Source organism: Streptomyces sp. NPDC031474, from assembly GCF_055581185.1.
On record NZ_JBVIJX010000002.1, the window covers coordinates 60301 to 74699 of the forward strand.

Here is a 14399-nt window from a genome sequence, read left to right on the forward strand (position 1 = left end):
TCCTGCCTGGGCCGGGGGCGGACGGTGTCGGGGCGGTCGCTCAAGTGACGAAGAACAGCGCCGGGTCGCATCCGGCCGGGGTGTACTCGGCCAGCCGGGTGCGGAGATTGTCCTCCCGCTGCGGCTGGAACAGGTGGTGCAGCGCGCCGGGTTCCGAGCCGTTGTCGCCCCCGCGGCGGATCGCCTCGGCGCAGTCGTCGGCGAGCCGGACATAGTCGGGGGAGCCGTACCGGGTGCCGGCGAAGCGTAGTTCCCGGGCACCTGAGTGGTCGGGTTCGCAGTGGAAGCGCGGCGGCGTCCACCTGGCCTTGGACGGCAGCCAGCAGAACCGTACGGAGCCCTGGTCACGCCGTTCGATCCGCACCTCGCCGGACAGCAGGCAGTTCTCCACCAGGTCCACCGCCCGGGCGCGCACGGCGCCGACGACGGTGGTGCGGCGGGCCGTGAGGAGGACGTCGGCGGGGCCGCCGTCGGGGTCGCCGAGCGCCGTCGCCTCGCTCAGCGTCGCGTCCAGCACGCTGTCGTACACCTCCACCCGGCGCGGCTCCCGTGCGCCGTCGCGGGCGGCCACCGTCACCGGGCCGAGGACGCTGTGGCGGATCTCGGTGCGGACCGGGCAGTCGGCGCCGATGTCCAGACTCGGCGCCCCGGGCGCCAGGGGTGTGCCCCGGGACTCCAGTTCCCAGCCCGGCACGAACGTGCAGTGCCGGACGACGAGACGGCCCACGCCGCCACGCACCCGCACTCCGCCGCCGGTCACCAGCAGCCCGTCGAGGACGAGCGACGCCGCCTCGCCGCGGGACCCGGCCGGGCCGCCGCTGACCGTCAGCGCGCGGCCTTCGCCGGGCCGGCCGGTCAGCCGGACGACCGGGCGGACGCCGTCCGCGGCGCGCACGGTGAGCCGGTCCCCCGGGTCGAGGCGGATGTCGGTCAGGTCCTCGTACACCTCGTTGGCGGTGATCTCCACGATCGCCTCCGCCTTGAGCTCGTGCGCCCGCTTCTCCGCCCGCCAGCGGCCGATCGCGTCGGCGATGCTGTGGTGGGCCTCGCCGGGACCCACCCGGTAGCGTTCCTCGGCACCGTCGCTCGCCGGCTCGGGGCGGGGGTACTCGCCGCCGCCGAGGTCTCCGGAGAACGCGTGGTGGTACGTCACCCGCACCCCGTGCGCGGGGGCGGTGCCCGGCGGGAGCATCAGCCGGCCGAGGACCGGGTCGACGGCGACCTCGTCGTCGGTAAGGCGACGGCGCCAGTGGGAGAGGTCCGCGACGACGATCCGGTCCAGACCCACCACGTCCCTTTGCTCGTCGGGGCCGGTCCACACGCACAGGCTCTTGCCCGGCCCGTAGTAGTCGTACAGCCGGTCCGTCAGGGCCCTGCGGCCGATGGGCTCCGGGACGTTCGACTCGTCCGCGATGTGGAAGCTCGACGGCTCGGGCACCGGCGCGGTGAACAGCGGCGTGTCGACGGCGAGCACGTTGAACGTGTAGCAGGCCCGCTCGCGGTCCAGACAGTACGCGGGGGCCCGGGTCACCGGGTAGGTGCGCAGCCGCCACAGGTGCAGGCCGACGGACTGGACGCCGTACCGGCCGGCCCGGCGGGCCGAGCCCGCGCGCGGCACCTCCACGGTGCGGGCCAGGGTGTCGAACGGCCCGCCCAGCCGGTCCAGCGCCCCCGCGTCCCGTACGTCGACCAGGGCGCCCCGGGCCAGTCTGCGGTCCGCGTCGGCGCCGTCGCAGGTGTAGCGGCGCACGGGCTGGGTGACGCAGAGCAGCCGCCGGTACTCCACCACCCGGGCGGGCCACCCGGCCACCGCCGACGCGAGGTCCTCCAGCAGCGCCAGGGTGCCCTTGCGGCGCCGGTTGACCACGGTGTCGGCGACGTCCCGGCGGGGCACGGCGGCGGCCGGCAGGCCGCTCGCCCGGAGGGTGTCGTCGGACAGGGCGGCGGCGATCCGGGGCAGGATCTCGTAGCCGACGAGGTCGCCGAGGTAGGGCGTCACCCAGTCCTCGCAGGTCTCGATGAACCAGTTGTCGTACAGGCGCTCGATGTCCTCCTGGACGACCGTCACCTGTTCCGCGACGATCGTCAGCAGCGCCCGCAGCGGGCCGCCCTGCTCCGCGTCGCGCCCGCGGACCACGGCCGGCAGCAGCGCGTACAGCTCGTCCGGGGTCATGGAATCCTCCGCAGGATCAAGGAGCCGGGCACGGTCGGGTCCAGCAGCACCAGTTGGGCGGGGCGCAGCACCAGCCGCGGCAGGGCTGTAGGGGCGGGCGCGGCCGGGGAGTTCCCACGGGGGAGCAGGACCGTGGGGGCCTGCGCCGCGTCGACGACGTCGCCCGGGTCCGCCGGCGTGCCTCCCGCGCCGGCGCCGGTGCCGGACGGCGCGCGGTCGCGCACCGCGCGCGGACCGGCCGGCAGGGCCGGGACGAAGGCGGCGACCGTGGGGTGCTGCGCGAACCGGACGACGTCCGCCGGGTCGGAGCCCTCCGGAAACCCTCCGAAGGCGTCCAGGTCCACGAAGTCCACGCCGGGTACCGCCTGCGCGGTGGCCACGACCGCGCTGTCGTACACGGGATGGCCCAGAAACGCCCCGCCGGAGCCCAGCCGGGCGACCAGCGCCTCACGCACCCGCTGCTCGACCTTCTGAGGGAGATGACCCGCGGCCGTACGCACGCCCAGCACCACCACCAGCCGGACCCGTTCACAGGGCTCCACCCGCACCGGCAGCGCCGGGTCGCCGTACCGGCGCAGCGCCGAGCGCAAGGCGCCCAGCAGCGGGGAGAAGGCGTCCAGCGGGGCGTCGTCCGCGGCGACGACCGTGACGTGCACGACCGGCCGGCCGTCGTCCACGCAGCGGCGGGCCACGGCCTGGCCCACCCCCGCGAAGGCACGGGCGAAGGACTGGTAGTCGACCGTCGACACCAGACGGTCGAACGCGGCCAGCCGCAACGGGATCGCCTGCCGCATCCGCGCCCGGCCGTCGGCGTCCGCCCCGCCCGTCGCCGGCAGCGGGTTGGTGACCGCGCTGACCCCGAACGGCCTGCTCACCAGCTGGTTGATCCGCCCGGCGGCGACATTGCCCGCGCGGCCGCCGCCGACGCGGTAGCGGGCGGTGACGTTTTCCGTCCCGGTCGGCGGGCGCGCGCCGTGCCGACCGTCGCCGAACTCCACCGCCGCCCTGCCGTCGGCGCCCGCGCGCAGCCGGAACACCTGGTCGGCCGGCCCCGCCTCGCCCAGGTCCGCGGTCCGCCGCCACGCCACGTCGTCGACCCGGACGAGGAGGTCCTCCGCACCGCCGTCGGCGTTCGCCGACGGCAGCCACACCAGCGGGCTGCGCCGCAGCGAGAACGCCTGCCCCGCCCGGCCGGCGTCGCCGCTGCCGAGCACCTCGGTGACGGTCTCGCCCGCGGTCGCCGTGACGACGTTGCCGTGCACGACGACGCTGTCGCGCCGGTAGCGGTGCGCGAGCGGGGAGGTCAGCAGCAGCGTCGTACGGACCCGGTCGTCGAACGAGGTCCCGTCGAAGGCATGGCGTACGCCCGCCAGGACGGCGAGCTCCGCGCCCGCCACCCCCCCTCCGCCGTCGGGCACCACGTCCGTCCGCTGCCCCGAGACGACGATCGGCCTGCCGGGGGTCAGCCCCTCGAACACGCCGTCCAGGGCGATGGCGTGGCCCGACACGTCCGTGGGATCGGGCGGGGCGGCCAGGACGAGCGGTTCGCCCGCCGCCCACACGGTGGTGGCCCGTCGCACGGCCATGTCCTCGCAGTCCTCGGTCCACGGCTCGGCCAGCGCCAGCCGCGTCACCCGTACGGCGTCCACCTCGTTGGCGACGGACAACTGGCCGGCCTCGACGACCTTGATGACCCGGGTGCGCGACCGGCCCGCCGCCCGCACCGCGATCCAGCTGCCCGGCTGGATCTCCTCGTGCACCGCGTCCAGGAACAGGACGTCGTGCGGTAGCGGGCCGCCGCCCTCCGCCCGGGGCGGCGTCGCCCCCCGCAACAGCCGCTGGACGCGGGCGTCGTCCGGGATCGAGGCACCCAGCGGCGCGGCCGTGACCCGGAAGCGGTACACGCCCGGCGCGGTGACCGGGGGAGCGACCGTGGACAGCGCCTGGTAGAAGGACGCACCGACGCCGGGCCGGTGCTCGGCGAGCAGGCGGGGCAACGCGTCGGATCCGGCGCCCAGGGCGTCCGTGACCGCCGGCGGAAGCCGACGCGGCGGCGCACCCCGGCCCGCACCCCCGCCCCCACCTCGGCCCAGCGCGTCCAGCAGCGGGTCGATCGTGTGCTGCACCCGCCCCGCCGGGTCGGCGAGGTCCCGCAGCAGCGCCCGGCCCCCCGCCGCCGCAGCCCGCTCCGGCGCCTCCTTCAGACGGCGCACGGCGTCCTGGACGGTCTCCAGCCGTGCGGCGGCCCGCTCGGCCAGCTTGTCGGCGTCCAGGTCGCCGCCGACCCCGGCGAGACGTTCCTTCAGCCGCCGCAGCCTGCGGTCGAGGCGGGCCGCGAAGGTGTCCGGGTCGCGCAGCTCCTCGGCGCGCTCGCGCACGTCGCGCAGCAGCGTCAGCAGCTCCTCGAACGGGCCCTCGGCGCCCGCCCGGCGCGCCGCGTCCTCCATGTCCTCCCGCAGCGCGTCCACCGCGTGGTTCAGCTGCCGGGGCGGGTCCGGCACCCGCAGCACTACGGTGGTCCGCCCCCGCGCCGGATCGGGTTCCGCGCTCTTCACCACCCGGGTGAGGTTCAGCCGGGCGTCGGGGTAGGCGAACAGCAGCCGGTCACCGGGGCGCAGGGCGGACTGGACCCCGTCGACGTCGAGGGACGGGACACGGGTCGCGACGGCGGGCGTGAGGGCGGGCGGCCAGGTGGCGCGCACCGGCAGCCGGTTCCATTCCGCCCGCGCGGTGAGGTCCTCGGCGGTCTCGAAGACCACCGGGAGCGCGCCGGGCTCGGGCTCGCTCTTCACCTGCGACCCGGCCGGCACGACACACGACGCGCCCGGATCCAGCGTGTAGGCGAGATGGGCGGCGGCCGCGAGCGCCGGGCGCGGCCGGTGCCCGACCAGCCGCCCGAGCCGCACCAGCGACTCGTGCTCCGCCGCGGTGCGCAGGAAGCCCTCGTCGGCGATCCGCTCCTGATAGAAGGTCAGCACGTCGGCGACGACGGCCCACGCGTCGAGCAGGGCGATCGACGGGTCGTCCGGCTCCCGCGTCGTCAGCGCCTCCAGGGGCGGGGGGCCGTCGCCGGTGACGGGCAGCCGGGCCAGCATCGCGTCGAGGAACTGCCGGTGGACGCCCACCCGGTAGGACAGCGCGGGCAGCCCGGGACGGTTCCACACCGGCGCCGGAGCCGGTCGGCCGGCGGAGCAGTCGGTCATCGTCCACCTCGCAGCCGCAGGGTCAGCCACCCGTTCTCCTGACGGCCGACGTCGCCGTCGAGCCGGGGAACCTCCAGCGGACGCATCCGCAGTTCCCCGGACGGCGGCACGTCCGGCCCCTCCCGGTCCCCGCCGAGGCCGTGGATCCGGCGCAGCCGGGTGACCTCGGCATGCCGCACCCCGGGCACGCCCATGCACAGCGCGACCAGGGAACTGGACCGCACCGGGGTGCCGAAGGTCAGCTCCGCCGGGTCGAAGAAGCCCGGTTCGCCCCCGCCCCGGCGGCCCGGCAGGAAACGGCGCAGCAGCGCCTCGCGCACATCGGCGGTGACGTAGTGCGGGTCGACGAGCACGTCCAGGCCCACCTGGAGCGGTACCAGCAGCGCGGGCCGGGTGACGACGTCGTGCCCGATGCGCCGGTAGCGGTGCAGCCAGGCCCGCACCTCCTCCACCAGCGTCGCCGACGGCACGGCGGCGCCGGCCGGGTCGAGGGCCACCTCGGCCTCGTACCAGCTGCCGTTCCAGCGCAGCGAGGCGGCGGCGCGCTGCACGTCGGGACGGCCCGTGGCGAGGGTCGCGTAGTCCTCGGCGGTGACCGCGCGCAGCAACGTGCGGAAGGGAGCGCGGGGGGCGGCCAGCCGCACCTGGGCCAGGGGCTCCGGATCGGTGCCGCCGGTCACCGGCACCGGGTTGCGCACCCGTGTGACGTCCGCCAGAAGCGCGGGCTCGCGGTGGGCGATCCGGTTGACGGCCTCGCTGCCCGCGTTCCCCGACCGGCCGTTGCCCACCCGGTAGAAGGCGTACATCACGGCCCCCGGGCGCGGTGCCCGGCCGCACCGGTCGTCGCCGAAGCGCAGGGCGAGCACCCCGTCGTCGTCGGTCTCGGCCACCAGGTGCCGGTCACGGGGGCCGCTCGACAGCAGGTCCCGGCGCGGGGTCCAGACCGGGCCGTTCCCCGGATGCTCCTGGAGGTACAGCGCGGGCAGCGCCTCGCGGGGATCGGGGCGCAGGGCGCTGCTCGCCGGGCCGTGCAGGGCCGGGTCGGCCGGGTCCAGCCCGGCCGCGGCCCGCTCGCCCCAGGTCTGCGCGAGCTCCCAGCGCGCGTCGGCCGCCTCGAGCACGTACCCGGCCCGGGCGCGCTGCGCGAGCGTCTCCAGGCGGCGCAGCCTGGGCTCGAAGAACTCGTCGAACAGGGAGAGGAAACGGGCGGCCGTGCCGCGGCGGTCGGCGTCGTCGGAGAGCCCGGCGAAGTCGTCGAGGAACGACGCCCCGAACAGGGCCGTCAGCAGCTCACGGCTCTCCGGGTGGAGCTCGGGCACCCCGTGGTGCAGATCCCGCAGACCTTCCCGTGCCCGGGTCGCGAGGCTTCCCAGCCGCCGTGCCTGCGCCGCGGCCAGATCGGCCGGGAGGGGGTACGGCGGGGACCAGGTGACGGGCCCGCCGCGCAGCGTCACCGGCCGGGACCGGACCGGCGAGACATCGCCGGCCGCGGCCGCCGCCCCTGGCACCTGGACGATCTCACCGGCCTTGTCACCGGCGTGGGCGGCGCCCATGTTCCCGGCCTTGCCGTAGGGGAGCCAGTCGATGCCGAGACCGTGTTCGACGAGCAGGGCGTTGCCGCGGGCCACGACGGTCGCGCTCGGACGCCCGCCCGGCTCCTGCGGGTTGCGCACGCACAGCGGGAAGGCGAGGGCGTCCTCGGCGGCCCAGGCGATCTTCACCACCGCCCTGCCGGTGTTCGCGTCGACGTCCCGCATCGCGCGGGTGAGCCGCACGGCCTGCCGGTGAGCGGGGTCGGGCGCGCTGCCGCCGGGTCCCCGCGTCTCCTCCAGCACGAGCAGGTCGCCGCTCCTCAGCTCCAGCACCCGGTGTCCGCCGTCGCCGTCGAGGAGGGCGGCCCGGGTGCTCCCGACGGGCAGCGCGAACTCGTCCTTCCCCCAGGCCCACAGCGGTACGCCGTTGTGCGCGGGAAGCAGCCGGATACGGCGCCGCTCCAGCGGCTGGTAGGCCGGATACCGGGACGAGACGAGGGCTTCTGGCGAGATCGCCGGGCTGCACGGCCGGTCCGCCCGCTGCGGGTACTCGTCCTCGGACTGCGCCGTGAACGCCAGATCGTGGGTGTTCACGGTCAGTTCCGCGCCCGTCTCCACGCAGACGACGGTGCGGGCCGCGCAGCCGTCGTGCATCGGGTAGCCGACCAGCCGCGCATGGCGCCGCACGGAGGTGCGCAGCCGCGCGGTGTCCAGGTACGCCTCGGTGGCCACGGCGTCCTGCTGGTAGCTGAGCCGGTCCCCGACATGGGCCAGCAGCTCCACCAAAGTGATCCAGAGGTCGGGGGCGTGCCGTTCGGTCCACTGCGGCAGGGTGAGCGAGAGCCGCTCCAGGAGCAGCCGGCGGAAACTGGCGTAGTCCTTGGCCAGGTAGTCGATCGCCGGGGCGGGGCCGACGGGCGGCCCGGCCGGCTCAGCGGCCCTCGGGGTGGGGCGCGGGGGGTGGCCGGCGGTCGGGTGGAAGGTGAAGTCCGCGTGGTCGTGGCCGCCGTGGAAGCCCCGCCCCAGCACCCGCAGCCGATACGTGGAGTCGTCGCCCGGCCGGTCCAGGGTCAGCCGCAGCCGACTCTCCCCGCCGGCCTCGCGCCCCGGCCCAAAGTCGCGGCGGACCCGCAGGACACGGATGCCGACGACCCGCCGTCCGCCCTCGACGACGAACCGGGTGCGGTCCACTCCCGGCGGGAGCACCCCGACGAAGGTGACGGTCAGCGTGCGCCGGTCCGGCTCCGCCCGCACCTCCCGGATACCGGCCGGCCCGTCCGCGCTCAGACCCTCGTACGACCCGTTCAGCACCGTCATGAGGAGGTTCCCCCGCCCGTGACCGTGACGGTGAGGCTCTCGCCCGTCGCCGTCAGGACGTACGCCACATGCACCCGCAGCGTCGCCTCCTGCGACGTCACCGTGACGGACTCCACCGTGAGCACATCGCCGAGCCAGCGCTGCAGGGCCGCCTGGGCGGTCATCTCCAGGGTCGCGGCGAGCTCGGGACTGTTCCCGGCGAAGACCAGGTCGAGGAGGTTGCAGCCGAAGTCGGGCCGGTTCACCCGTTCGCCCGGACCGGTGAAGAGGACCAGCTCCACCATGTCCCGGACATGACCGGCGTGGTCGACGCGTGCCGTGCGGCCCCGGGCGTCGACCCGGTAGGGGAAGTCGATGTCCATCGCGCTCACATCCCCTGCACCCGGAACTGCATGGCCAGCACCGTCGGCGGGTTGGGCGGCGGGGTGCCCACGCCGATCGCCGGGGCGACCCCCGCGGGCGTCGGCTGCAGCAGGACGGGCAGCCCGTTGACGAACACCCGGGTGGAGGGCTGCAGCCAGGTGATGCTCACGCACGGCGGCGCCCCCAGGGTGACGGCGGGGAAGCTACACCCGGCCACCAGGAACTGGTCGGCGCTGGTCAGCACGGGCTGCGGCCCCACCAGGACACGCTGCTGGACCGGCGCGGGGACGCTCACGAGGCCGGGCGGGTGGGCGCACATCATCAACGCGCCGTAGTGGAGCAGCAGTCCGGGCATGGTCTCCTCACAGCACCGTCAACGCGCCGTTGTTGACGATGACCTGGGGTCCGACGAGTTGAATGGTGGCGAGTCCGGGACCGCAGGAGATCTCGATCGACGTCTCATTGATCTTGATGAACGGCCCGGTCTCACCGTGCAGTTGCAACTTGATCCCGCCGGTGGGCCCCGGCAGGTCGCTGAGCACGAGGGCGTTCCCGGTGGGCGTGGCCAGCACGATCTGCGGCACGCCCGGCGGGGTGGACCGGGCGGCCGACGGCACGTCCCCCGAACCGCCCCGCCGGAACCCGGTCCACACCGCCCGCTCGGGATCCCCGTCCAGGAACTGCACCCACACCCCGGAGTCCGGCGGCGGCACCACGTACATCCCGCAGTCCGAACCGGCCAGCGGGGTGACCGGCACCGCCCACACCGGCGTCTCGTCGCCCAGCACCTCGGGCACCCTAACGAGGAGCCGGCCGACGCCGGTCGGATCGACGGCGGAGACGACGACCCCCTCGTACATCCCGTGCCACTGGTTCACCCGTGCCGTTGCCTGTGGCGTCGTCTGTGCTGTCGTCATGCGGTCACCGCCTGGGTGTCGGCGCCGAGCCCGTCGCGGACCAGCGTGAAGTGCTGCCTGTACGTGTCGCGGGTGAGGTCGTGGGTCACGCCGGCCACGAAGTACCGCCCGTCGTACGCCCGTCCCGCCCCGCGCACCCCCACCAGAGCGTGGGCGCCGAGGACATGGCCGTAGCGCAGCACGTCGACGGTGCCGCGGCCGGTGACGGCGTCGACGGCGACCTCGCGGCCGAGCCCCGCCAGCAGGGTCCGGGGCAGCGAGCGGCCGGTCTGCCCGGTGAGCGCCCCCGTGCGCAGCGCCTCGGCCGGGCTCGCCGACAGGCTCTTGCGCAGGATGCCGGGCTCGGGCGCGGCGGCCTCGGAAGCGGACGTCGACGGCGGCTCCAGCCGGTCCGTGCGGTAGCCGGACGTGGCCAGCCCGTCGAAGGAGAAGGTGAGTTCCTCCACGTTGTCGGCCGCGCCGCAGCCCGTGGTGAGGGCCGGCTGAAGGGCTCCGTCGCGGTTCTGCGGCCCCCAGTAGGCGGTGCTGACGCCCGGCGCGGGCCCCGGTTCGAGATGGAAGACGTGCCCCACGTCCGCGGCCATCGCCCGCAGATACGCCAGATCGGTCGCCGACTGCACCGGAATGTCGATCACCGGGTTCGGCTGGTCGGTGAGGACCGGGGCCACGGCCCGCGGCACGACGCCGTACTGCGCGTACCCCGCACAGACCGCCATCGCCCGCAGCTGCGGCGGCAGCCCCGGGTAGGCGCGCCGGACGTGCGTCAGGTCCATCAGCACCGTCAGGTCCTCCCCGGTGATGACGAGGAACGACGACCCCGGAGCCCGGCCCGCGTGCAGCTCCTGATGGGTCACCACCCCGTCCATCAGCACATGACACCGGCCCGCGAGGACCACGGCGACCACGACCCGCTTCTTCGCGTACAGCGCCCCGCCCGGCAGCACCGCCCCGGCCAGCGGGGAGCGGGAACTGACGGCGAACGTCAGCTGAAAGCCGCTGGTCCGGCCGCTCGCCGAGGTGATCCGCACGCCGTGCAGGGCGTCGATCATCGCCGCCGGGGCCGGAGCGGGCACGGTGTCCCCGACGAGCAGCAGCAGGTGCAGCTGATGCGTCATCACACGACCGGCCCGCCGCCGGGCGCCGCCGACGCCTCGGCCGGCAGGGTGATCCGCAGCCGCCGGCCGGGCGTGGCCGTCAACTCCTCCGGACACATGGCCCGGTTGGCGTCGGCGATCCGCCACGACTGCTCGGGATCGCCGTACCGTCGCGCCGCGATCCGGTCGAGCCGCTCGCCGGCCGCGACCACATGCTCGCCGACAGCCATCAGCTCCTCCGGCTGCGGCAGGAAACGCCGGCGCAGGTGAGTCACGGTCCTGCCGTCCGCGAGGGTGCGCGTCGTCGTGGGGACCGCGTGGTACCTGCTGCTGGGCTCGAACACGGCTCATCTCCTGTCATCCGCTCGCATAGCCGACCGCTCCCGGGCCGTAGCCGACGAGCGCCGCGAAACGCTCCCTGCCCTGCTGGTACTGCAGGTACAGCCCGCCGGCCTTGTGGCCGAAGCCCACGTCGTCGACGGTCAGGACGCGCACCGTCAGCGTCACCCGCGCCCGGATCGGACTCAGCTCCCCGTCGTACGCCTCCTCCGACACGTCGAGGTCCAGCATCCGCACGGGCAGGACCCGGTGCGCGCCGAGCACCAGCACAGGCAGCGGCGCCTGGACCGGGGCGATCTCCAGGATCCCCTGGGCGGCCAGGTCGTTCTGCTGCGTCAACTGCGCGGCCGTGGGAGCGATCGCCGTCTCCAGCGCGGACAGCATCCCGAACAGCCCGGAACCGGCGGGCGGCGCCGGAGCGCCCGCCGCGGCCACCTGGTCCGTGGCGTCGAACTCCGCGTCGATCCGGAACGTCTCCCGGGGCGGCCCCTGCAACCGCAGCGCCTCCAGCCGGTCACCGGCGTCGGCCCCGATGCCCCGCGGCTGGAGCGTACGGGTGATGCTGTCGGGGTTGTACTGGAACGGCACGACCCGCAGCACCCGCCCGTGCTCGGGATCGAGGAAGACGAAACCGCCGCGCCGCGGCATGACTTGGCTCATGACACACCCTCGCCTTCCGCCTCGCACATCGCCCGGTGGACGGCCCGGGCGATGTGCCGACCGAGCACGGACACGTGTGTGGATACGTGTGCGGATACGTGCGCGGGCGCGGGGGCGGATACGGCTTCGGACAGGTGTGCGGGTGCCGCCCCAGCGGGACCGCTCCCGGCACGAGGCCCGCCCGCGGGGGAGAGGCCGAGCAGCACGGCGAGCTCGGTCTCCACCGCCGCGCAGAGCGCCGCCCGCGACACACCGTCGGCCGAGTCCAGCACCAGTCGGCGGATACGCAGTTCGACCCGGGTCGCCGTCATGTGATCACCACCGCCGTGTCGGCGTCGAACCGCTCCGCGCCCGGATCGGCCAGCGGGCTGTCCACGCCGTCGACGCGCAGCCGTAGCGGATACCGCCCCGGCACCCCCGCGACCAGCCGGAACCGCAGCTTGCGCGTGGCCCGCGCGAAGGGCTCGGCGGGCACGGGCAGATCCCCCACCAGCAACTCGGCGCGCTGACCGGGCTGAACGGCGGGTTCGCAGTCGAGGGACAGCACCAGGACGCCCTTCGCCTCCTTCGCCCCCTTCCCCGTCCGCGCGACGGTCAACGGCAGGGCGCTGGTGATGCGCGGCGCGATCCGCAGAGGGCGGGGCGCGGTGGTCCGCTCGCTGCCGTCGGGAGCGGTGAGGACGACGACCACGGACCACTGCCCCGCGCCGAGCTTGCCGTCCAGGGCGACCCGCACGGCGGCGGCCCCGTCGGCACGGGCCGGCAGCACGATCGGACCCCCGAGCAACGGATGCGTCAGGCGGACGCTCACCGCTCCCGCCCCGGCCCCGCCGAACCCGCTGCCGCTGAGCACGACGTCGGCGCCCGGCGCCGCGACCGGGGGCAGCACGTCCCGCAGGACCGGCCACGGCTCCGCCGCCGTCGGCGCCGCCTCCGGCCCGGCCCCGGCGGCGCCGCGCCGCAGCACCGGCAGGGGCGTCCGGCCCGGCACGGAACTGTCGATGAGCACGAGCCGGGCCTCGTACGGCACGGAGAGCCGGTAGCCGTGACCGAGCGCCGTCCACAGCCGCCACATCTCGTCCGGCGGCATGACCGCCGGGGTGACCTTCACCGGTTCGGGCTGCCGATGCAGATCGCTGAAGTCCGCGGCGGCCTTGAGCGCCTCGGCGGACAGCACGGGCCGGTCGTGCAAGGCCGCCATGGCCGCGCCGAGCAGCCGCTCGGGGAGAGTGGAGTCCTGGTCCGGGGGCGCGTACCCGGTGAACAGGTAGTGCAGGACGAGGGGCAGCGCCGGGTGCCGGGTCTCACCGGGGTGCGTTCCCAGGGGGTCGGTGTTGCGCCAGGCGGCGTCGACGGCGGTGCGGTACAGGAACAGGTTGAGGGTCGGCGTCCGCGCCGGCGTCCGCCCGTCGTCCTCGTCGACGACGTCCATGCCGCCCGGATGGCGCACCGTCACCACCGCATCGGGCACCGTGCGGAGGACGGCCTCCTGCAACGCGACCCGCAAGGTCTCCGTCACCGCGGCAACGGCCAACGCGTCACTCACGACCGCCTCCCGAGGTACTCCTCGAGCGACATCCGCGACCGCCGCGGCGGAGCCGGGTCGTCCACCACCGGCTGCGAACGCGCGGTATGGACGACGAGGCGGTCGATGGTGACGTGCAGCACGGTTTCTCTGGGCGGCGTCGCGGGGCGGTGGGGTGGGGGCGCGGCTTCGGGGGCCGGTGGCGAGGGAGGTGACGGAGACGCGGGGGGTGCGGGGGGTGTGGGGGGTCCGGGATGTGTGGGACGTCGGGTGAGGTGCGCGGGGGGCGGCGGGGGTTGGGGGTGCGTGGAAGGGGTGGGGGTCGCGTGCCGTGCGGGGGGCGTCGGGTGTGCGGGGGGCGCGTGGAGGCCGGGTTGTGGCGGGGATTCGGGGTGCGTGGAGGCGGTGGGGGCCACGTGCCGTGCAGGGGGAGTCGGGTGCGTGAGGGGTGTGGGGGGAGGGGCGGGATGGGTGGAGGGACGCTCGGGGGTGGCGGAGACGGGCCTTGCGGCGCGGACGCCGAGGTGAGGGGGCGGGGCTGGTGCCGAAGGGCTCGAAGAGGCGTCCGTGGCGGACGCGAGCGGGACGGGGCTGAGCGGTGCCTCAGAGGAACCCATGAGTGAAGCGGCCTTCGGCCGGGACGGTTCCGGGACGGGCGGTGGCGAGGGGGGCGGGGACGCGGGTTGTTCGGAGGGGGGCACAGGTGACGTGGTGCGGGACGGGGAGACGGGCGGCGGCGAGGGGGGCGGGGAGGGGCGTTGTGCGTGGGCAGCCGCAGGTGAAGCGGCACGGGACGGGGGCGGTTCCGGGACGGGCGGTGGCGAGGCGGCCGGGGAGGGGCGTTGTTCGCGGGCAGCCGCAGGTGACGCGGTGTGGGACGGGGGCGGTGCGGTCCGGGACACGGGTGGTTCGAAGGAGGCCACAGGCGCATTGGCCTGGGAGCGGGACGGTCCGGAGAACGACGGGGGTGGGGTGGTCCTGGACGGTGACGGTTCGAAAACAGGCCGAGGTGAGGCGGCCTCGGACGGGGACGGTGCGGAGATGACCTGCGGCGAGGTGGCCCCCGGCCGGGACGGTTCGGAGGGTGCCGGGGGCGTGGTGGCCCTGGGCCGGGACGGTTCGGGGGGTGTCGGGGACGTGGCGGCCATCGACGTCGGTGGGGCGGGGGTGACGGCCGTTGCCTCGGGCACCGTCAGCTTCACTGCTGCCTCGGCGTCTGCCTCGGCCGAGGGCACCGGGTTGTGTGCGCTCTCGGCGCTCGGCAGCGGGCTGGGCC

11 protein-coding genes are annotated in these 14399 nt (G+C 75.5%); all 11 read right to left on the reverse strand.

The window, feature by feature from the left end; all coding sequences use genetic code 11:
- Positions 1–40: 40 nt before the first annotated feature.
- The 11 genes from ACZ5SK_RS03385 to ACZ5SK_RS03435 are packed head-to-tail and all read right to left on the reverse strand — an operon-like array spanning position 41 to position 13144.
- Positions 41–2173 (reverse strand): hypothetical protein, encoded by a 2133-nt coding sequence (locus ACZ5SK_RS03385; RefSeq protein WP_334582929.1) that lies wholly within the window; start codon positions 2171–2173, stop codon positions 41–43.
- Positions 2170–5376, reverse strand: coding sequence for a putative baseplate assembly protein (locus ACZ5SK_RS03390; protein ID WP_468575240.1), 3207 nt, complete (start codon positions 5374–5376; stop codon positions 2170–2172). The genes ACZ5SK_RS03385 and ACZ5SK_RS03390 overlap by 4 nt, the downstream gene beginning before the upstream one ends.
- Positions 5373–8225, reverse strand: a complete 2853-nt coding sequence (locus ACZ5SK_RS03395) for a putative baseplate assembly protein (RefSeq protein WP_468575242.1) — start codon at positions 8223–8225, stop codon at positions 5373–5375. The genes ACZ5SK_RS03390 and ACZ5SK_RS03395 overlap by 4 nt, the downstream gene beginning before the upstream one ends.
- Positions 8222–8587, reverse strand: a complete 366-nt coding sequence (locus tag ACZ5SK_RS03400; protein WP_361704369.1) for a GPW/gp25 family protein — start codon at positions 8585–8587, stop codon at positions 8222–8224. The genes ACZ5SK_RS03395 and ACZ5SK_RS03400 overlap by 4 nt, the downstream gene beginning before the upstream one ends.
- A gap of 5 nt (positions 8588–8592) precedes the next feature.
- Positions 8593–8943, reverse strand: coding sequence for a hypothetical protein (locus tag ACZ5SK_RS03405; protein ID WP_334582926.1), 351 nt, complete (start codon positions 8941–8943; stop codon positions 8593–8595).
- A gap of 7 nt (positions 8944–8950) precedes the next feature.
- A complete protein-coding gene (locus tag ACZ5SK_RS03410; protein WP_468417514.1) occupies positions 8951–9505 on the reverse strand; it encodes a phage baseplate assembly protein V in 555 nt (184 codons plus the stop codon).
- A complete protein-coding gene (locus ACZ5SK_RS03415) occupies positions 9502–10620 on the reverse strand; it encodes a hypothetical protein (protein ID WP_468417516.1) in 1119 nt (372 codons plus the stop codon). Before ACZ5SK_RS03415 ends, ACZ5SK_RS03410 begins: the two co-directional genes overlap by 4 nt.
- Positions 10620–10943 carry a hypothetical protein gene (locus ACZ5SK_RS03420; RefSeq protein WP_468156246.1) on the reverse strand — a complete coding sequence of 108 codons (324 nt, stop codon included), beginning with the start codon at positions 10941–10943 and terminating at the stop codon, positions 10620–10622. The genes ACZ5SK_RS03415 and ACZ5SK_RS03420 overlap by 1 nt, the downstream gene beginning before the upstream one ends.
- 13 nt (positions 10944–10956) lie before the next feature.
- Positions 10957–11598, reverse strand: a complete 642-nt coding sequence (locus tag ACZ5SK_RS03425; RefSeq protein WP_457495699.1) for a hypothetical protein — start codon at positions 11596–11598, stop codon at positions 10957–10959.
- The gene (locus tag ACZ5SK_RS03430; protein ID WP_457495700.1) at positions 11595–11909 is read right to left on the reverse strand and encodes a hypothetical protein; all 315 of its coding nucleotides are present in this window, start codon (positions 11907–11909) and stop codon (positions 11595–11597) included. Before ACZ5SK_RS03430 ends, ACZ5SK_RS03425 begins: the two co-directional genes overlap by 4 nt.
- Positions 11906–13144 (reverse strand): Pvc16 family protein, encoded by a 1239-nt coding sequence (locus ACZ5SK_RS03435; protein ID WP_468575245.1) that lies wholly within the window; start codon positions 13142–13144, stop codon positions 11906–11908. The genes ACZ5SK_RS03430 and ACZ5SK_RS03435 overlap by 4 nt, the downstream gene beginning before the upstream one ends.
- Positions 13145–14399 lie beyond the last annotated feature (1255 nt).